This is a genomic window from Shewanella sp. SM23 (assembly GCF_025654295.1).
GTDB classification, from domain to species: Bacteria; Pseudomonadota; Gammaproteobacteria; order Enterobacterales; family Shewanellaceae; genus Shewanella; species Shewanella oncorhynchi.
Genome location: NZ_JAKKRM010000007.1, coordinates 68,286 through 86,483, shown reverse-complemented (window position 1 = coordinate 86,483; position 18,198 = coordinate 68,286). Strand labels below are relative to the sequence as shown.

General features: G+C 44.0%; 18 protein-coding genes. 8 read left to right on the top strand and 10 right to left on the bottom strand.

All coding sequences use genetic code 11. The annotated features are described in order from the left end of the window. Positions 1 to 17 precede the first annotated feature (17 nt). The 3 genes from L5L98_RS10885 to L5L98_RS10875 all read right to left on the bottom strand — a co-directional run bounded on the left by L5L98_RS10885 (position 18) and on the right by L5L98_RS10875 (position 1,869). The gene (locus L5L98_RS10885; protein ID WP_263140699.1) at positions 18 to 395 is read right to left on the bottom strand and encodes a HipA N-terminal domain-containing protein; all 378 of its coding nucleotides are present in this window, start codon (positions 393 to 395) and stop codon (positions 18 to 20) included. Beyond that, positions 395 to 661, bottom strand: coding sequence for a helix-turn-helix domain-containing protein (locus L5L98_RS10880; RefSeq protein WP_168826547.1), 267 nt, complete (start codon positions 659 to 661; stop codon positions 395 to 397). Before L5L98_RS10880 ends, L5L98_RS10885 begins: the two co-directional genes overlap by 1 nt. 299 nt (positions 662 to 960) lie before the next feature. Next, a complete protein-coding gene (locus L5L98_RS10875; protein WP_263140698.1) occupies positions 961 to 1,869 on the bottom strand; it encodes a LysR family transcriptional regulator in 909 nt (302 codons plus the stop codon). A gap of 295 nt (positions 1,870 to 2,164) precedes the next feature. Between L5L98_RS10875 and yjjG the strand changes: the two genes are divergently transcribed. After that, on the top strand, positions 2,165 to 2,845 hold the full coding sequence (gene yjjG / locus L5L98_RS10870) for a pyrimidine 5'-nucleotidase (RefSeq protein WP_263140696.1): 681 nt from the start codon (positions 2,165 to 2,167) through the stop codon (positions 2,843 to 2,845). Positions 2,846 to 3,141: 296 nt separating this feature from the next. On the opposite strand, the gene L5L98_RS10865 is transcribed toward yjjG, so the two are convergent. Continuing rightward, positions 3,142 to 3,975 carry a hypothetical protein gene (locus L5L98_RS10865; protein ID WP_263140694.1) on the bottom strand — a complete coding sequence of 278 codons (834 nt, stop codon included), beginning with the start codon at positions 3,973 to 3,975 and terminating at the stop codon, positions 3,142 to 3,144. A 200-nt stretch (positions 3,976 to 4,175) separates the two neighbouring features. Here L5L98_RS10865 and L5L98_RS10860 point away from each other — a divergent pair, with 200 nt between their 5' ends. Continuing rightward, positions 4,176 to 5,489 carry a helix-turn-helix domain-containing protein gene (locus tag L5L98_RS10860; RefSeq protein ID WP_263140691.1) on the top strand — a complete coding sequence of 438 codons (1,314 nt, stop codon included), beginning with the start codon at positions 4,176 to 4,178 and terminating at the stop codon, positions 5,487 to 5,489. 307 nt (positions 5,490 to 5,796) lie between these two features. Beyond that, on the top strand, positions 5,797 to 6,465 hold the full coding sequence (locus L5L98_RS10855) for an inovirus Gp2 family protein (protein ID WP_263140689.1): 669 nt from the start codon (positions 5,797 to 5,799) through the stop codon (positions 6,463 to 6,465). A gap of 146 nt (positions 6,466 to 6,611) precedes the next feature. Here the strand turns inward: L5L98_RS10855 and L5L98_RS10850 are convergent, their stop codons facing one another. The 6 genes from L5L98_RS10850 to radC form a co-directional block, all read right to left on the bottom strand. Continuing rightward, positions 6,612 to 7,334: a lecithin retinol acyltransferase family protein gene (locus L5L98_RS10850; protein ID WP_263140687.1), complete on the bottom strand. Its 723-nt coding sequence runs from the start codon at positions 7,332 to 7,334 to the stop codon at positions 6,612 to 6,614. Positions 7,335 to 7,478: 144 nt separating this feature from the next. Continuing rightward, a complete protein-coding gene (locus L5L98_RS10845; protein ID WP_220732458.1) occupies positions 7,479 to 8,039 on the bottom strand; it encodes a tyrosine-type recombinase/integrase in 561 nt (186 codons plus the stop codon). A 122-nt stretch (positions 8,040 to 8,161) separates the two neighbouring features. Beyond that, positions 8,162 to 8,575, bottom strand: coding sequence for a DUF2787 domain-containing protein (locus L5L98_RS10840; protein ID WP_263140684.1), 414 nt, complete (start codon positions 8,573 to 8,575; stop codon positions 8,162 to 8,164). Positions 8,576 to 8,720: 145 nt separating this feature from the next. Further along, on the bottom strand, positions 8,721 to 9,101 hold the full coding sequence (locus L5L98_RS10835) for a type IV toxin-antitoxin system YeeU family antitoxin (protein WP_263140682.1): 381 nt from the start codon (positions 9,099 to 9,101) through the stop codon (positions 8,721 to 8,723). A gap of 137 nt (positions 9,102 to 9,238) precedes the next feature. Beyond that, positions 9,239 to 9,601 (bottom strand): hypothetical protein, encoded by a 363-nt coding sequence (locus L5L98_RS10830; RefSeq protein WP_263140679.1) that lies wholly within the window; start codon positions 9,599 to 9,601, stop codon positions 9,239 to 9,241. A gap of 43 nt (positions 9,602 to 9,644) precedes the next feature. Next, a complete protein-coding gene (gene radC / locus L5L98_RS10825) occupies positions 9,645 to 10,136 on the bottom strand; it encodes a RadC family protein (RefSeq protein WP_206766017.1) in 492 nt (163 codons plus the stop codon). Between the two features lie 133 nt (positions 10,137 to 10,269). Here radC and L5L98_RS10820 point away from each other — a divergent pair, with 133 nt between their 5' ends. The 5 genes from L5L98_RS10820 to csy2 all read left to right on the top strand — a co-directional run bounded on the left by L5L98_RS10820 (position 10,270) and on the right by csy2 (position 18,190). Further along, positions 10,270 to 10,467 (top strand): helix-turn-helix transcriptional regulator, encoded by a 198-nt coding sequence (locus L5L98_RS10820; protein WP_037459496.1) that lies wholly within the window; start codon positions 10,270 to 10,272, stop codon positions 10,465 to 10,467. 841 nt (positions 10,468 to 11,308) lie between these two features. Further along, positions 11,309 to 12,358 (top strand): type I-F CRISPR-associated endonuclease Cas1f, encoded by a 1,050-nt coding sequence (gene cas1f, locus L5L98_RS10815; RefSeq protein WP_263140672.1) that lies wholly within the window; start codon positions 11,309 to 11,311, stop codon positions 12,356 to 12,358. Then, positions 12,355 to 15,729 carry a type I-F CRISPR-associated helicase Cas3f gene (cas3f, locus tag L5L98_RS10810; protein ID WP_263140670.1) on the top strand — a complete coding sequence of 1,125 codons (3,375 nt, stop codon included), beginning with the start codon at positions 12,355 to 12,357 and terminating at the stop codon, positions 15,727 to 15,729. Before cas1f ends, cas3f begins: the two co-directional genes overlap by 4 nt. Continuing rightward, positions 15,729 to 17,279, top strand: a complete 1,551-nt coding sequence (locus L5L98_RS10805; protein WP_263140667.1) for a type I-F CRISPR-associated protein Csy1 — start codon at positions 15,729 to 15,731, stop codon at positions 17,277 to 17,279. The genes cas3f and L5L98_RS10805 overlap by 1 nt, the downstream gene beginning before the upstream one ends. Beyond that, on the top strand, positions 17,276 to 18,190 hold the full coding sequence (gene csy2 / locus L5L98_RS10800; RefSeq protein WP_263140666.1) for a type I-F CRISPR-associated protein Csy2: 915 nt from the start codon (positions 17,276 to 17,278) through the stop codon (positions 18,188 to 18,190). The genes L5L98_RS10805 and csy2 overlap by 4 nt, the downstream gene beginning before the upstream one ends. Positions 18,191 to 18,198: the final 8 nt, after the last annotated feature.

Sequence of the window (18,198 nt, the reverse complement as noted above, 5' to 3'; positions counted from 1 at the left end):
ACCTGCTAAGACCCTTACTAGGGCTGCGTCATCCAGTGGTTCACATTCGATTTTTTAATGTCTTCGGGTTCAATACCTTGTGGTACCAGTTGCAAGGCTCCGACACTGTCTTGGCCGACTTTCGTCAGTAAATCGAAGGGTTGGGTTGAACTAGCTTGATAGCGTGCGAGGATACGCTGGCGAATTTCCGGTGAGTCAGGCAGTAAGTTATCAAAGAAGTTATAAACTTCATTGCCCTGATAATGGCGTTGGCGTAGAGGCATAGACAACGATATGGGGCGATTTCCTGGAATAGCCAGCCAGTCGCTATTGTATTGAAATCGATGGGCGCCTGTCTCTTCTTTAGAGAAAGTACCGACTAGAAAGCCATTCATATAAACGTCAAGTGCTGCCATTACCACTCCTGAGCCCATTGTTTATTGTTAGATGGGCCTGTATCACTGTCACTCGCGTTGCGAGGTTTGAGTTCTATTTCGAGTTCGAGGGCTGATAAGAGTTTGAAAAATGTATCAAGTTTAGTGCTGTCGGGATTCTGTTCGAAGTTGGAAATAGTGCCTTGGCGTAAGCCAATTTTCTCACCAATTTTAGCCTGGGAGAGTCCCTGTGATTGGCGAACATCTTGTATATAAGCGCTAAGCTGTTTGGTTGTGGTGATCTTCATCTTGAATTCCCATTATTTACCAATACGCTTTAAAGTATAAACATAACTTAACACGCTACAGCGTATAGTCAATGTTTAAGACGTTGCAGCGTATAATTTGTTTATATACGTTATAGCGTATAAATAGGGGCTAAAAATGCAAGTGTAGTATTGATTAAAAACATAAATCGGATTGTTCAAATGATTCGCTATCAGCCGCTCGAGAGAGTCAGTCTGATGGTCTCTGGTCTCTGGTCTATTGTTTATTTTTCATAGGGGTGAAAGAGAGTTGTCCTTCCTCATTACTGACAAGTGAAAATTTATCCTAACTTGCTACTCGCCAACTTATCCATCAAAAATTCAATCAATACACTCACCTTAGTCGGCAAATGTTTTCGCTGTGGATAAACCGCATAAATGCCATGTTCGGGGAGGGGATGGTCTGTGAGCAAGGCTTGTAGGCGGCCTGCTTGTAAGTCGGCGTCGACCATGAAACGGGGTAGGTTGGCTATGCCTAGACCATCGAGTGTGGCTTGGTGGATGGCATCACTATTGTTGACTTGATAGTTACCGTTCGGCTGGATGCGAGTGGGGCCCTGCGGGCTTAAGAAGGTCCATTCAACACCATCACGAAAATATGAGTAGAACAAACAGTTATGTTGGCTGAGTTGCTGCGGCGTTTGTGGCGCAGCGTGGCGAGCAAGATACTCGGGTGAGGCGCAAATGACACTTAAACAAGGGGCGATTTTACGGGCAATCAGGCTGGAATCTGGTAGCTCGCCGATACGAATTGCCAGATCGAATCCGCCAGCAATTAAATCGGTTGTCTTATCATCCATCTGCATTTGCAGCTGCATTTGCAGCTGTATTTTCGGGTAACGGCGCAGAAACTCGGGGATTAAAGGGGCGATATGCAAGCGGCCAAATACCATAGGAACTGGGATGCGAAGATTGCCCTGAGGCGCTTGTTGTAGCTCAGAAATGGCGTCTAACCCTTCCTCTGCGAGTCTAACGGCTGGGCGAACATAGTCAAAATAGCTGGCGCCCGCTTCGGTAAGACTTAAGCTGCGAGTGGTACGGTGCAAAAGTTGAATACCCAGACTTTGTTCTAATAGGGTAATGCGTTTACTCACCGCCGATTTACTCAGCCCAAGCTTTTGACTTGCCAGCGAAAAGCTACCGCATTCCACTACAGTGACAAAGATAGGTAGTGCTGAAAAGTGTTCCATGGTGTCCTTAGATTATCGCGTTCCCCTGCCATTATTGTTGATGATACCTCAACAGTCAGTTTTTATTATCGTGGTTATCATCGCCCTTGATGCAAGGTAGACTAATGCACTTGCTGATTGCGGGTGTCGACTGTGAAGCCTAGTTATTTTCGCGCTCATCGCTCATGTTTATCGCTTATCTTGATTACTGCTAGGCAGTTAGCCACAGTGTTGCCGCAATCGCCGATGTACCATTCTCGATGCCACTGAACGGCATGGGATGGGTCTTAGCTATTTTGTCAGAAAGAGAGTTCCTATGTCCTTGCCTTACCAATGGATTTTGTTTGATGCCGATGAAACCCTATTTTATTTCGATGCTTTAAAAGGGCTTAAGTTGATGTTTAGTGAGTTTGGGGTCGATTTTACCCAAGCCGATTTTGACGAGTATCAGTTAGTTAACAAACCACTTTGGGTTGATTATCAAGATGGCAAGATAACTGCCGCCGAGTTGCAAACCATACGTTTCGAACCTTGGGCTGCCAAATTATCTGTCACGGCCATGACGCTCAATAGTGCCTTTTTATCAGCAATGGCCGAAATTTGTTCGCCGCTACCCGGTGCTCGCGAGTTATTAGCCGCGCTCCAAGGCAAAGCCAAATTAGGTATCATCACTAACGGTTTCACTGAGCTACAAACCGTGCGATTAGAGCGTACAGGATTACAGCATCATTTTGATATTTTAGTGATTTCAGAAAAAGTCGGCATAGCCAAACCTGATGTGGACATCTTCGAGCACGCCTTCGAACTCATGGACCATCCTGATCGCGATGCTGTGCTCATGGTCGGCGATAACCCGCATTCAGATATCCAAGGCGGTATCAATGCAGGTATTCATACTTGTTGGTATAACGTCCACGGCCACGATGTACCCGCCGGTATCGCCCCGCACTATCAAGTGAGCTCGCACCAAGAGCTGCAAAAAATCTTATTACCGTAAACGATTGTTCACTGAGCCTAGCTCAGCACTTCGCACTCGATAGGTTTGGCTGAGAGTGAGTGCTTTAACTGATATTCCCTCAGTGCCATAAAATACAAAAAGCCCTTAATGTAAGGGCTTTTTGGTATCTAAAACACGTTAACTATCATCACTCTACGTTTTGGATCTGAATATTTTTATTTTCAATAAAACCATTGTTTAACAATGGCTAGTGTGCTTTATTTCTTGGTAATTCGCATTGATACCCACCGATATACCCACCATATTCTAATGCCTTAACGAGATGATTCTTTGTTTTACTGTTTGCTAGCCGTTTTAGCTGGTCTTGCTCGTTTTCTAAAGCGGGGACCTGAAGTCTGATTTTGCTCAGTGTTTTCTTCCTGTTCTGTAGCCCCTATGGGCCCCTCTAAGGGAAGTTGCTCACCGTTGATTTCAGTAAGGGCTATAGTTGCTTGAATAAGATGGTCATCGGTGAGCTTTGAGCGGTTTTTTTTAGCTTTTTCAATGATAGTAAATAAGATTGATGAATTGTCTTTTACGGCTTGAAGTTTATTCTTTAGCTCAGTCATCTGTTTATTTAAACTGTTGTTATAGTTTTTCTGTAGATGAAGATCACTGATAAGTGACTGATTTGTATATGATTGGTTTTTCTTTATTTCTGCTTTTTTCGCTTTTTCTGTAACTTTAGCTATGAGTTCTTGCTCCTTTAAGCGTAAATCTTGCTCCTTTAAACGTAAAAAATTCTTGTAGTTATCGTCAATAAGCGACTCAAGCATTTGAATGTGATTGCATTTCTTCTCTAGTGCCATGCCTTCAAACTTAGACTTGTGCTCTTTCGAAATACTGACGTTGAGCATAGTTTTATCACTTGTATGTCTTTTCACGTCAGCCTTCCAAGCTTTCTCCATGTTAGAGGCCATCATCTCGAATGTTTTCTTATCGAGTTCCCTGTGAATACAGCTATCAATAAAAATTTTTTTTAAGTCCTTCATCGTCGTCTGTTGAATGATGTAAGGATCTTTTTTCTTCAGGTACTTATAAGCCCAATCCAATTGAGCCCTATTATTTTCAAGGAGAAAAGTTAACTGCCTCGTACCATATGAGTTACTTATATATTTTTCATTATCCATAATCATTTCTACGGTTCACTTGCAGGTTTTTCATTAAATTTTCTAATCCTTTTTTTAGCATTTTTAAACAAAAATTTCAATTTTTTAAAAATTACTAGTAAATTACTAGTAAATTACTAGTGTTACCGGTACTGTTTTACCAGTAGGTGTTTAGAGGATATAAATGATTTTATTTAGTAGGTATTTTAATGATACGGATAATGCATGCACTGAAAGGAAGTAGGGCAAATGTAGTCTTTTTTATTTTGCTCTGGAATCGGCATTTTGGTTACTCTAACCCCATTTCACGAACTGTTGCAGAGATTGCAAAACAATTTAGTGTTTCTAAAACGGTTGTATCAGAGGCTTTAACTTACCTTGTTGAGCGTGGTTTTTTCGAAAAGGAGCGGTCAAGTACGCTGCCCAAAAGAGGTCGGCCAACATATCAATATATTGTTTCTCGGCAACTACAGGACTTATTAAGGTTGATGGGTACATCGAGCCAGTATCAACCGTTAGTCAATGAACTATTAACGCTTGACCAAAAATACGTCTTACATACGAATTTGAAGTTAAATAATCGATTGTTGCTTTGTGTGTTGTTATTGCATGCGGACCCAACAGGAGTTGTGCGTAATTTGGATGTCAAAACGATTACTAATCTTGCTGGGATTAGCCGAGATCAATTTCGAAACCAACTTCAGAAACTGAAGAACTTAGGTTACATACAAGCAATTATTCCAGGAACATCATCGAGGTACTTGTTCACTCACGCCAATAGTGCGTATTTTTTAGACTTTTCACTATTTTCTGCAAAACACACAATTTTAGAAGAGCTAGCACCAGGCTATCAATTACCTTTTTTACAAGAGATTAATGTGGTCTCATTGCTAAATTTTGCTAATCAGTGTCAAGAATGGTTGCTGAAGCACCTTAAGAATCAACAACTCCTAAAACATCTCGAAGATGGCAACATTCCTGAAGAAAAAGTACCTAATGAGTTTTATAAGTTTGCTGGTTTTGTGGGCCATCGACCCGCTTATCAAGGCTGTGTGTATTTTCAAAGTGCGGATATGTCAAGGTTATCCGTTTTGAATGTAATGCAAGGACGGCTGAATTATTACGCATCTTTTTTATTGTCAAATCATTGGTGTGACTTACTGTCTGAACAGGCTCCACCCGCTTATGTAGAGCTAAAAAACATGATTATTAGAGATTTTGATGCGGTTGTAGATGCTTCCGATACGGAGAAATTGAAACTTAAAAAATTAATTTATAATGATGATTTTATGGCATTAATTCCATACCAGTGCAAGGAGGTATTTTATGAAATTATGTATCATTTTAGCATTGAACTAGCGAGGTATTGTATCAGAGAATTGTCTAAACATGAGGAGTTGAAGGATTATCTTGGTTCGCTATATTTTTCGATTTTCCCCTTCAAATTTGTAGGTTTGGGAGCCCAGACATCAGTCAATAAAGTAAAAGTATATCGCCAGAACCGTGGTGGAACTGGTGTAACTGTAGATAGTTAAATGGTTTAACTATCTAGTGACATGAGATCCCATCGCGCTTGTTCGTTCGATCTGCTGATCAATGATTGACGGGGATTTCAGTTATTGCGATTGTCTGTTTGTTAATACTACAACCCTGTAGTCATACCTACTACTCAATAGTATCCACTCGACCAGTATATCTAACACTACCCATGAACATATAGGGTTAGCTGCCATCATAGGCGAGCTAACCTTTGCAAGTAATATCAAGCCCTTTGGGGGCTTTTGAGTTATAAATTACACAAACCCCATACGTTATGTAACTTAACCAATATGGGAACTCAACATGTCAAAACGTCATCCATTCAATACCAACCTTACCGTCATCAGCAATGGCCAATACCAAGGCCTCAATGTTTATCCTAGGCCACTCAGCGCTGAATACTTAAGCGCCATTCTACAGACCTTACAAGCGGCTCTGACTGAGCACCCTCGTACCTTTATGGCGCGGTTTGATTTGCATCTACCACAGCTCAATTTTCGCGACTCACCTGTAGTTTATGATTCAACGGTGATCAGTAAATTCTTTAAATCTCTGAACGCCAAAATCCAGCATGATAGGCTTATCAAGGGCCGTGAGGGCAAGCGAGTGCATCCTTCTACTCAACGCATTATTTGGGCAAAGGAGCGAGCATGTGCCGATACAGACCATTACCATATCGCAATCTTCCTCAATAACGATGCTTATAACCATCTCGGTAATTACAATCGAAGTGGTCAAAACTTGAGTACTAAGATTGTTGAAGCCTGGGCCAGTGCCTTGGGATTAGATGATTACAGCACTCGGCATTTAGTCCATTTCCCTGAGGATACGCCAGTTTACTACCTCAATCGTAATGCTCCGAATTATCCTCAAACCTTTGCGAGTGCTTTCTTCCGCTTGAGCTATTTTGCCAAGCTAGAGACTAAGCATTATGGCGATAGAACACGTTCATTCGGTTGTAGCCGGATTTAAGCGTGGTGACAGAGTGATTAGCGTCTTAAGGTTTGAGCTAAAAAATAAAGGTGCTTACCTGTGAGACTCGATCTTTATAGGTCCTTAAGTATGTCAACGATAGCGGCTTGAGGGCCGCTTCGTTGTTAAAGAGATGACTCCAATACTTATGACCTTAGCCAGTGCCATGCATCGGCTATCAGTTCAGCACCGGCTTTTACGCCATTGATGCCCACTTCTGCTGTCGTTAGCACGGTGTTTAAGCCGGTTTCTACACTGCCGGTGATGAGCTTGATCCCAGCATCGGCTATCTCTCCTTGGCTTAAGCAAGCATAACTTTCACCTAGAGTTTGTGTGGTGCCTTTTAGTAGGCATTCTGCTGGTTTAGCAACAAGATCCCCAGGTGTCCCTAGCAGCGTGTTGACGTTATCGGGTAGCCCTAGGTATTCACCGGTCATCTTAGCGGCGGTAGAGGCTAACACGACGTTTGCGACAGTCCCCGTGGCCAACTTCGACGCAGTGCTTCCCAGTAAGCCTACTCTGGCAGAGCCTTGCAGCGCAATGTGGGTGAGATTACTCACCTGATTGGAGGTGCTGCTCCCTTCTAAGCATTCGTTGACGAACTGCTCACAATTGTTGGTGGCAACGCCGTATGAGGTATAACCCAGTTGACTGCGTGCAAGCTCAATGGCTTGATGAGGAAACAGCGTGGACTTTTTCACTCTGACACTATGGCCACCAGCAAATCGCGGCAGATCTATTTCTTCGATGATGCCCTGCTTAGATAAGTGAATCACATTGCCATGGCCCACATAGAGGCCATGGTGTTCGGTTAAACCAAGAGGATCGATATTGGTGACGAGATGATCGCCAGGTTGTAATACTTGCATGAATGTTTCCTTAGCCAAGGTTCTATCATTGCGACGTGCTATTTCGCCATGCAGACTGAGGTTAGTTGCAGGTGTTCGCGTTGATAGTCCGTTGGCTGTGTGAGGATTTTAAATGAGGCGCTATCCAGTAGTGATAAGCGCGGGTTAGATTTCCAGCTCGACAAAGTCCTTATCGATATCGTCTTGCTCAATACCGATATACCGCAGGGTAGTTTCTTCGGCGCTGTGTCTGAGCATCTTCATTACTCGGCCAATATCTTTGGTTTGTTGATACAGCAGATAGCCTCGGGTCTTGCGCATCGAGTGGGTGCCTAAGGCGATTTTGAGTTCTTCACCAATCATCGCCAGTGCTCGGCAGATATAGCGGCGTGACAAAGGCGCGGGTTTGATGTTTTTAGCCCTTTGATTACGATAGGACTGAAACAGGTAGATATGGTTAGGATGCTCGCGTGCAATTCGTTGTATCCGTTCCAGCGTCTTTTGGTTGAGTTTGATATTGGCAATTTTGCCGGTTTTGGATTCCTTAATGATGAGTCTATCGCCGTGGATATCACTGAACTTAATCGAGAGTAAGTCAGAGATCCTAAGGGCGAGATTAAGGCCGATATTCCACACATCGGCCAGTTGCTGGCTAAACTGTCTTTCCAGTAGGTAGCTGATAAGCTTAACGGTGTCTTGATCTTTAACGGCTTGAACTTCAGGCATGGTCATGTTCCTCTTTTTGGCTATAGCGTGCTTTTGGGCACTTGCGTTGTTGAGAGCCGCATGGGGCAAGGGTTTGAGTGTTCCCGTTTTAGGATTCTGGGAACTTCATTTGGCTAAGAGTGTTAATCCAAACTGACCTTCACCTTGTAAACGCCCATATCGAAATAAGCGGCAAAGTTTTGGGTAAATAAATCGATTAATGCTCTGCATTCCCGCTCGCCAATCCAGCCACTAAACAAGCTATAGACCTGTTTGCTGTTAAAGCAGATATCGATGTCTTTGACGAGCTCGGGGAAGGGATGACCGCGATAGGCAAAATCAGTGACGTACACTAAACGCCAATATTCTTGCTGTTTCTCAAGCCGGACTTCGACGGGATGAAAGCCACCCTCTTCGGCGCTGTAATCTGGATCTCTAAAATTGAGCGTGATCGCATTGGCATCTTTTGGATCGACGTCAGCCAGTTCCTTTTCAATGACTTGGTAAAAACGATTAGGCATTAATGGCAGTTGGTTACGGTTAATGATTAACTTCATGGGATATTCCTTCTTTGATTTACGCGCACACGCAAGAGCCTAGGAGCTAAAACTCCTAGGCTCTTGCTGTGTTTGCTGGTGGGATAAAAATTGCGTGAAACGAGTCTGATGGAGCGTGATGAGGTATTTAGGATGCGCTTTGGTGTTACAAGGTTATCGAAGGGCTGTGTGTTAATGCGGGTAGTGGTTTGTCAGCGGTTTGATAGACAGCAATATACAAATAACCATGGCTGCCTAATGTATCGGCCTCACAGGTAAAGTCATCGTACTCAATGGTGACGCAGTGCTGCTCTCTTGCATCTATCTCACCGGTGACGACTAATCGCTCAAGTTGTTTAACTAATTTTGGGAAAGCGTGATTGAAGCGTTTGCGTACTTCAGGGGAAAACTCACCGACAAAACTTGCTCTGTCATTGAGATAATCCAAATGCATACCACGCAAAATCAGTCTCGCACCAAAGCGGGGAGATACTTTACGGGGCAGACCCCAGGCGTGCTCAATATCGAATAGTTTTAGGGTTGTCATAGGAACCTCTATGGTTGAAAGGGTGAAACTTTGGGAGTGGGTTGTTTGTTAGCTGGCGAGCTAAAACAGCTATAAATACAAGTGGCTAATACAAGTGATTAGTGGACTAGATGACACGTAGGTAACGGTTTGCAAAATTAGGTATGGACGCTCCAATGGGGTTGCTCATTGCTGCCATGGTTAAAGTACACGCCGTTGATCACCCGTTGCCATTCACCCATAGGCACTCCATACGCATCACAGGGGCAAACATAGCGGCAGAAGGCAATCTCCTTAGGCAAGTGCTCAACTACATCACGGTGAAAAACACTCAATACGGTTTTATGCAGCTTTGGATTAGGTGCCACAATCGGCTTGCCAATCACTTGGCCCATGGCATTAAGTGGCCGCACAAACATCGGCAAAATCAGTTCAATCGCCAAACGGTTACGCAGTTCAGGAAAAGCGGCGCAGGCCTCGGCAACACAGGCCTGTGAAAAGCTGTCGGTAAATTCAATCATGTTGGACTCCTTGGGAGGGATGAAAAGCGGCTTGAATGCGGGGCTAGAGTAAGCCTCGCTCAGCAAAGGACACTGGCGTGCGGCCAACCACAATATGGTCAAGCACTCGCACATCAATAAGTCCCAATGCATCGGCTAACCGTTTAGTGATGTTTTTATCTGCAACCGAAGGCTCAGATTCGCCGGATGGATGGTTATGGGCAAAAATCACCGCTGCCGCATTGACGGCCAACACCGCCTTAACCACTTCTCGGGGATAAACACTGGCAGCATCTAAAGTGCCAAAGAATAACTCTTTAAACTCGAGTAATTGATGCTGATTATCGAGCAGCATCACCGCAAACACCTCCCGCTCATATCCTCCAAGTTTGTAAGTTAAAAAATCCTTAGTGGCTTGAGGGTTGGTGTAGGCGTCCTTCTTTACATAGCGTTCAGCAATGATATTGGCGGCAGAGGCAAGAACCTCTTCGGTCGTTTGTGGCCAGTGACTCACGGAGTTGGTAACTGGTTCTATGTGCGTCGTTTTTGTTGACATATCTGACTCCTTGAAAGCGTTAATGGGCTTATGCAAAGGAGTGATATATATCTGAAAGGATTTGGAAATAGAGAAAAAAGTTAAAAATTACTAGAAGGACATATGTGATGAGACAATAACCGAGAAACTCATCATGAAACTAATTCGCCTTACAAAAGTTATGGATTACACAGGACTAGCGCGTTCCACTATCTACAAGTACATCGCAGAAGGAACATTTCCCAGACCTGTGTCACTCGGTAGCCGAGCTGCCGCTTGGGTAGAAAGTGAAGTGCAAGAATGGATTTTAACAAGAATAGAGGAGCGAGATGCCCAAAGTGCAACCGTTTAAGCCCATATCAACATCCGTTTTACTGCACATTAATTAACTTCAGAATATCCCTTACAACCTCCCGCCTTCAAAGGCTAAGAGTGTCCTCCATTACTAGATTGAAATGCTTTTTCTTGGCTGAATCCCTCTATAAGTAAGCCTATGAGCAATAACTAAAAATAACCTAACTAAACTAAGGGAACGACCGAAAAGAAGCTAGGGTAAGGACAAAATTCAGAGCTTACAGAGCTTGCTTAGTTACTATTCCTAGAACACTACCAGCCTAGCAATCACGATGCATTAAGCACTGGAATGGTAAAGATAATTCAAACAGGGCACTCACTGACGTATAGACAAGCGCATCGCCCTCACCGGCATGCGCCTGTCTTGTCGCCCTGATGATCAACACAAGAGGTTGAGACATCCATCCCTTAGTTCTTCATCTTCAAAGCGGTTAACTCCAGCTATGTTTCAAAAGACGAAGAGAACGTATTTACATGGCCAAATTACCTGAAAAGAAAATCTGCAAAGGCTTTGAAGAGACCGAAGGGATACTTCCAGACAGCTTATACACGGCCACTTTTCCACCCAAGGCAGTCTCACTTTGTAGTGGAACTGCAGCATGGATAGAAAGTGCTGTGCAGGAATAGATTTTGGAGAGGATAGGAGTAAGAGATTGTTAACTTAAAGAATTTGAATATGACCTAATAAGTTAAGTCTTAAATGAAATCAGTGATTAGGGATATCGGTTTAGAGATGATTTAGTTGCTAAATATGACGTAGGTGTCACAACAACGTTATGGTGAGTAAGCGCTTATGAATGTAGTATGTGTTTGAAACGGAGAGCATACTAAGGTTTTTTATGGATGATTTTTCACCTTCTGATTTAAAAACAATTCTGCACTCAAAGCGCGCCAATATGTATTACTTGGAATATTGCCGTGTGATGCAAAAAGATGGCCGTGTGCTCTATTTGACCGAAGCTGACAAAGAAAACCTCTACTTCAATATTCCGATTGCCAACACCACAGTACTGATGCTTGGAAACGGTACCTCAATTACTCAAGCCGCGATGCGTATGCTCTCACAGGCAGGCGTATTGGTTGGGTTTTGTGGTGGCGGTGGCACGCCACTGCATATGGCTTGTGAGGTGGAATGGTTTGCGCCACAGAGCGAATATCGCCCGACAGAATACCTACATGGCTGGCTTTCATTCTGGTTTGATGACGACAAACGCTTGGCCGCCGCGAAGCAATTTCAAAACGCGCGGATTGATTACTTGCAGCGCGTTTGGCGATCAGACCGAGAATTGACCATTGAAAAATTTAATCTGCAAGATGAAGTGATAAAGCAATCCCTTGCAACTTTCCACCAGCGTACCGAAGCCGCGAGTAAACAATCCGAGCTGTTGCTCACGGAAGCACAACTCACCAAAGCGCTATACAAGTATGCAGCCAATAGCACAGGCAAAGACGGTTTTACTCGCCAGCATCAGCCAGACAAAAAATGCACCGACAAAGCCAACGATTTTTTAAATCATGGCAACTATTTAGCCTATGGACTCGCCGCAAGCTGCTTGTGGGTGCTTGGCATCCCCCATGGTTTTGCTGTTATGCATGGCAAAACCCGAAGGGGAGCCTTAGTTTTCGATGTGGCAGACTTAATCAAAGATGCCATTGTGCTGCCGTGGGCGTTTGTTTGCGCTAAAGAAAACGCCACCGAACAAGAGTTTCGCCAACAAATACTGCAAGCTTTTATCGAGCACAAAGCACTCGATTTTATGTTCGATACAGTGAAAAGTATCGCTCTGCAAGGCCAGACAGAGTCCGAGAATGGACCTGAGATTAAGCCAGAAAAGCACCTAGAGAGTAAGTCAAAGATCGAGCAAGAGAGTGAGGTGAACCCGCGATGATGGTCACCTTTGTCAGTCAATGCGAGAAAAACGCCCTCCAGAAAACCCGTCGCGTACTCGATGCCTTCGCCAACCGGATTGGCGATAACACCTGGCAAACGCTAATTACCGAAGAGGGCTTGTTAACGGTCAAAAAAATGCTGCGTCAAACCGCCAGCCGCAGCACCGCCGTTAGTTGCCACTGGTTGCGTTCCCGCTCCAGAAGTCAATTGTTGTGGGTGGTGGGTAATAAAAAGAAATTTAATGCACAGGGCATTGTGCCTGTTAATAGTACAGAGAAAGACTTACTCAACAGCGACTATGAAAGTGACTGGAAATATCTATCACTTATCAAAGGTTTGGCTGGGATGGCGGCATTGCTGCACGATTGGGGTAAAGCGTCTTTACTGTTTCAGGAAAAGTTAAACCCTGAAAAGAAAACCAAGCATAAAGGTGACCCGCTGCGCCATGAGTGGGTATCTTGCCTGCTCTTTCACCAATGGATTTCTTGTCAAACTCACGAACGTCTTGATGAGGTTTGGCTAAACTCACTGATAAATCAAGGCATAGATGAAGCTTGCTTTAATGCCAATACATTACCAAGAGAAAAGGCGTTAGCCGAATTACCAACAGCGGCAGCTTTGATCGCTTGGTTGATCGTTTCTCATCATCGATTGCCGTTGCCAAAAGAAGAAGCCCTATGTAACGGCCAGCGAGAAGTGGGTAACACTTCTTTAGAGGAACTGTTGGCTAGAATTACCCCAACATGGGGCTACGAAAACCGCTTTGATGAGTACAACGCGCTGCTACCGAAATGTTTTGAGTTTCCGCTAGGGCTGCTCTCTAATTCTTCGATTTGGCTTGCTGAGCTAAAACGCCGCGCGAAAGACTTATTACATCACCTGCCTTTACTCGAACAGGCAATGAATGATGGTAGTTGGAGAGGGATTCTACACCATGCAAGGTTGTGCCTGATGTTAGGTGACCACTATTACTCTTCACAACCTAATGATCATCAATGGAAAACATCGATAGAGTTGTACGCTAACACCGATCCCGTCACCAAAGTGCGTAAACAAAAGCTGGATGAGCACTTAGTGAATGTTGCTAAAGTCGCGGTGAACACAGTGAAGTTACTGCCGTTTTTTGAAACCGAACCGCTAAAAGCCACCGAGCTCAGCGAACTTGCACCTAAGGCCAACACGCCTAAAGCATTCCGTTGGCAAGACAAAGCAGTACGCAAAATCAATGATTGGCGTGAACACACGGAAGATAAAAGCCAAGGCTATTTTGTGGTGAATATGGCCAGTACAGGCTGCGGCAAAACCATCGCCAACGCCAAAATTATGCAGGCGTTATCTGAAGATGCTGAAAGCCTGCGATTTATCTTGGCGCTTGGCTTGCGCACGCTCACTTTGCAAACCGGTGACGAATACAAAGAACGGCTGAAACTGCAAGATAGCGACTTGGCAGTGCTGATTGGCTCTAAAGCAATTTCAGAGTTACATAAATCGGGCAAGACGGTTGAAAAAGACGACATTGAACCTGAACAAGCTGACGCTGGTTCTGAGTCTTTGGAGAGTCTTCAAGATGAAAACGATGTTCTGGATTGGCAAGGTGTGCTGCCTGAAGAAGAGCTCACGACCGTTTTAACCAAAGAAAAAGATCGAAAACTTCTGTATGCCCCAGTACTGGTATGCACCATCGACCACGTCATGGCCGCAACGGAAACCAAACGCGGTGGCCGTTATATTTTGCCTTGCTTGCGTTTAATGTCATCCGACTTGGTGATTGATGAAATTGACGATTTCACGGGCGATGATCTGATTGCGATTGGCCGATTAGTGCATTTGGCAGGCATGCTGGGGCGCAGAGTGATGATTTCCTCTGCCACCATACCACCGGATTTAGCACTTGGTTTATTCAACGCCTATCGCCAAGGGTGGGCTGTGTTTGCTGCCAGCCGTGATCGAGTAAGCAGTATTAATTGTGTTTATGTCGATGAGTTTAGTACCGACGCGCAGATGGTTGGCTGTAATGATCTGGATTTAGCGACCTATGAGACGTTCCAACAACGCTTTGTTGCTAAACGCGTTGAAAAACTAAAACAGCAAATCACAAGGCGAAAAGCTGATGTAATTCAATGCATTAAGCAGAGTGATCAACCGCTAGATAAACAATATTTCGAGATAGTCAAACAAGCGGTTTTGGCGAAACACCAGCACAACAATACGTTAGAGCCAGAAAGGCAAATACGAGTTTCATTTGGCGTGGTTCGCCTTGCCAACATTCAACCTTGCGTCGAATTAACCCAATATCTTCTTGGCTGTGATTGGCCAGCCGATACTGAAGTGCGCTGCATGGCTTATCACAGCCAGCAAGTGATGTTGCTACGTCATGCGCAAGAAAAGCATTTGGATGAAGTACTCAAACGCAAAGAGAAAGCGGGTGAACTACCGAGTGCTTTTACTCATCCAGTGATTTGTGAACACCTAGCGGCTTGCCAAGCAAAAAACCTGATTTTTATTCTGGTTGCAACCCCAGTTGAAGAAGTGGGGCGTGACCATGACTTTGATTGGGCTGTGATTGAGCCTTCTTCTTTCCGTTCAATTATTCAAATGGCAGGCCGTGTACGCAGGCATCGTGATGGCGAAGTGCTGGAACCGAACATTGGGCTGTTGCAATACAACATTAAGGGCTTTAAAGGGAAAGATGAACGGGTATTTAATCACCCAGGTTACGAAACAGACAGTGCCACTCAGCTCGACACTCATGATTTATCTGAGTTGGTGGATGAAAAGTCACTGTTGCAAGCGGTCAATGCGATTGTCCGTATTCAAAAGCGAGCAGTGCTAGAACCGCGCAACAACTTGGCGGATTTAGAGCACTTTGCTACCGCGAAAACCCTTGGCACCGATCAAATTGGCAAACCACAGCAAGCCAATATCAGCCGTCAGGATAGATACAGCCGTAATCGTCGCAATAGCTCGTCGCAGTCAATATGGAATGAGCATCTGCACGGTCATATTCACGGCTACTGGTGGCTTACCGCACTGCCGCAATATTTCAAACGCTTTCGTAAAAGTGAACCCACAGTGCAAATCTACTTAGTTAAAAAAGAGCGCTGCATTGAGTTTTGTTTGCGTGAAGAACTGGGCGGTTTACATTCGATTGAACGCACCTTGAATATTGAACATCAGCCGCTTGCGCCGGAGCATCAACAGAAGCTTTGGTTACAGCGTGATTACAGCGAGTTAGTCAGTTTCTACAGTCCAAGCGTTGAGCTGGAGTTTGCCACGTCAGTGCGGTATGGCGAAATCAGTTTTATCTACCGTGAAGGTAATCAGCAATATAGCTACAACGACCAACTAGGGTTGGTTAAGGTCAAATAATGGAAAATGAAAAGTGTGAAATAAAACAAAATCTAGACAGGCTGATAAAAAATAGGTCGGATCTAGTATTTAAAAAAAATGACAAGAACGGTAAAGCAAAACCTGACTATTTTAAGGTTTTGGATACGGTTTTGCGACATAGCTCAAAGAGTTATTTACCCAAGTCAATTTCTGAGTGTGATGCCTGTTTGTTGATGATTAGTTCTATTAATGAAGGCACTACTACATTTAAATATGAGAATACTTTTAAGTTTATGTGTGAGCATTCTCATCCAAGATTGACTGATTTGTGGACTTTACTTGATATTTCTAGCGATGAATCAGGGGTTTTAGTTGAACTTGCAAAAGGTTTTTGCGTTGAAAGATTAGAAGCATATTTCTTGTTTAAGGATGGGATGGCTCATGATGAAATTGCTAATTTTGAAGCCGATGCTGTAGCAGGATTAATCGAAAAAGTTGCACAAGACAGCAAGTATGGCACTGTGGTTAGTCACCCTTCTAAAATGAGTCATCCTGCTTGTAAGTACCCGCGAGTGTATTCTACTGATTTTAAAAAATCTCAAGATGGTTATCTTCGAAGTGGTAATGCGGAGACATTTTTTGATTTACATATCAATGCTACTCAATTGAAGGTCTACAAATTCCTGTCTTTGAAAATAAACGACGTTTATATTTTAGAACACTTAAAAAATTCTAATGTCGCATTGCTTGCCGAAACATTCGGACTTAGTGGAGCGTTTTTTGAGAATATTGTGAACATGTTTACTGATTGCATTTATTCGCAATCTGTTGACACTGATAGGTTTGTAAAACAAGTTTATTTTCCTATTGGTCTTGAGCAGTACCATCAACTTTCTCTGTTAACACCAGTTGGTTTGGTCTTCAATATGAAAGCCAAAATTGATTGGATTACCAGTCGTTCACCTCAAGCTTACTCTGGGAAGAAAGCTAGAAAGAACAATGATTATCATGAACTGGGTTACAAAACGTTATCGGATCTTACGGTAACAAAGCATGGTGGTGATCATCCTAAAAATATTTCTGGTTTAAATAATAAATACCAGACTTACTATTTGTTATCGTCCATTCCACCGGAGTTAAAGCCTCGTGATATCCATCTGCCGAGAACGGATTTTTTCAAAGAGAGTTTTACCGCTTGGCAAGCCAAAGAGGTGCTTGAAGCGCTACATCGACTCTTTCTCACTGACTACAACAACATCAATATCCGTGATGGACGCGACTACCGCATTCAGCAATACGTTGATTTGGTGATTGAAAAAATGTGGCATGTACGTCTGTTTATTGAAGAGTATTCCGGTGAATTATCGAGTGCATTGCCGTTGGAGCAAAAAATCTGGCTCTATCCTGAGTTTGCAGAGCAGCGTCAACAGGAAGATGAGTGGCTCGATAAAATCATTCGCCACATTGCCCGTGGCTTAATCAACCACTACACCCGCAGCAAAGTGATCGCTAATGCCGTTACATTGGCTGACCAAGAGCTGCTGGCGATTGAAAAAGTGGTTGCCAGCAATAAGGAGAACTTGCGATGAATGTATTGATTCTTCCGCATCTAAAAATTCACAACGCCAATGCACTTTCAAGCCCGTTTACCATTGGCTTTCCGGCCATGACGGCATGGTTAGGCTTTGTACACGCCTTAGAGCGTAAACTAAACCAGGCTGGGTTATCCGATCTCATACTGCATAGTGCTGCGGTGGTGAGCCACCGTTGTGATGTACAAACTCATAAAGGTGAAGGTGACTATGTCTATTCGATTATCGGTACCGGAAACCCTTTAGAGCCCAAGGCGGAGAAAGATAAACCTGATGGTAATGCTGTAAGACCATCATTTATCGAGGAAGCACGCTGCCACTTGGATATATCCCTCGTCATTGAGTGGAGTGGCGATCAGGAGCAAGTTCAGCAGCCAGAGTTTACCCAGCAGTTGCAAGCCGTGATCGCGACGATGAAAGTCGCAGGAGGCGACATTCTTGCCATTGGGAAGCCCTCAATCAAATCAGTGATTACGGAAGAGGATACTGCCCAAGTCCTACGCCAATTAATGCCAGGTTATGTGCTGATCGAACGCCGCGATTTAATGATTGAAGCCATGCAGCAAGGCGATGACGCCTTAGATGCGCTGCTCGGCTACCTTTCCGTACATCACCAATGTGAACAGTTTGAAGACCAAAGTGTTGTTTGGCGTAGCCAGCGCAAGACGAGTGGCTGGATTGTGCCGATTGCCACCGGTTTTCAGGGCATTTCACCATTAGGTGAGGCAAAAAATCAGCGAGATCCATCAGTGCCGCATCGCTTTGCCGAAAGTGTGGTCACACTGGGTGAATTTGTAATGGCGCACAAAATCAAACACCTCGATGACATCCTTTGGCAATACCACCCCGATTTAGAAAACGATCTTTACCTTTGTCAGCAAGTTAACGCTATTAACGAACATCAATAAGGAACAAC

What these genes read in the sequence shown, in the direction of transcription:
- L5L98_RS10845 (WP_220732458.1), bottom strand. Translation starts at nt 8,039, where the DNA reads ATGCCTGAAGTTCAAGCCGTTAAAGATCAAGACACCGTTAAGCTTATC.
- L5L98_RS10875 (WP_263140698.1), bottom strand. Translation starts at nt 1,869, where the DNA reads ATGGAACACTTTTCAGCACTACCTATCTTTGTCACTGTAGTGGAATGC.
- L5L98_RS10850 (WP_263140687.1), bottom strand. Translation starts at nt 7,334, where the DNA reads ATGCAAGTATTACAACCTGGCGATCATCTCGTCACCAATATCGATCCT.
- L5L98_RS10830 (WP_263140679.1), bottom strand. Translation starts at nt 9,601, where the DNA reads ATGATTGAATTTACCGACAGCTTTTCACAGGCCTGTGTTGCCGAGGCC.
- L5L98_RS10820 (WP_037459496.1), top strand. Translation starts at nt 10,270, where the DNA reads ATGAAACTAATTCGCCTTACAAAAGTTATGGATTACACAGGACTAGCG.
- L5L98_RS10805 (WP_263140667.1), top strand. Translation starts at nt 15,729, where the DNA reads ATGGAAAATGAAAAGTGTGAAATAAAACAAAATCTAGACAGGCTGATA.
- radC (WP_206766017.1), bottom strand. Translation starts at nt 10,136, where the DNA reads ATGTCAACAAAAACGACGCACATAGAACCAGTTACCAACTCCGTGAGT.
- L5L98_RS10855 (WP_263140689.1), top strand. Translation starts at nt 5,797, where the DNA reads ATGTCAAAACGTCATCCATTCAATACCAACCTTACCGTCATCAGCAAT.
- L5L98_RS10840 (WP_263140684.1), bottom strand. Translation starts at nt 8,575, where the DNA reads ATGAAGTTAATCATTAACCGTAACCAACTGCCATTAATGCCTAATCGT.
- L5L98_RS10885 (WP_263140699.1), bottom strand. Translation starts at nt 395, where the DNA reads ATGGCAGCACTTGACGTTTATATGAATGGCTTTCTAGTCGGTACTTTC.
- L5L98_RS10880 (WP_168826547.1), bottom strand. Translation starts at nt 661, where the DNA reads ATGAAGATCACCACAACCAAACAGCTTAGCGCTTATATACAAGATGTT.
- L5L98_RS10835 (WP_263140682.1), bottom strand. Translation starts at nt 9,101, where the DNA reads ATGACAACCCTAAAACTATTCGATATTGAGCACGCCTGGGGTCTGCCC.
- yjjG (WP_263140696.1), top strand. Translation starts at nt 2,165, where the DNA reads ATGTCCTTGCCTTACCAATGGATTTTGTTTGATGCCGATGAAACCCTA.
- csy2 (WP_263140666.1), top strand. Translation starts at nt 17,276, where the DNA reads ATGAATGTATTGATTCTTCCGCATCTAAAAATTCACAACGCCAATGCA.
- L5L98_RS10865 (WP_263140694.1), bottom strand. Translation starts at nt 3,975, where the DNA reads ATGGATAATGAAAAATATATAAGTAACTCATATGGTACGAGGCAGTTA.
- cas3f (WP_263140670.1), top strand. Translation starts at nt 12,355, where the DNA reads ATGATGGTCACCTTTGTCAGTCAATGCGAGAAAAACGCCCTCCAGAAA.
- cas1f (WP_263140672.1), top strand. Translation starts at nt 11,309, where the DNA reads ATGGATGATTTTTCACCTTCTGATTTAAAAACAATTCTGCACTCAAAG.
- L5L98_RS10860 (WP_263140691.1), top strand. Translation starts at nt 4,176, where the DNA reads ATGCATGCACTGAAAGGAAGTAGGGCAAATGTAGTCTTTTTTATTTTG.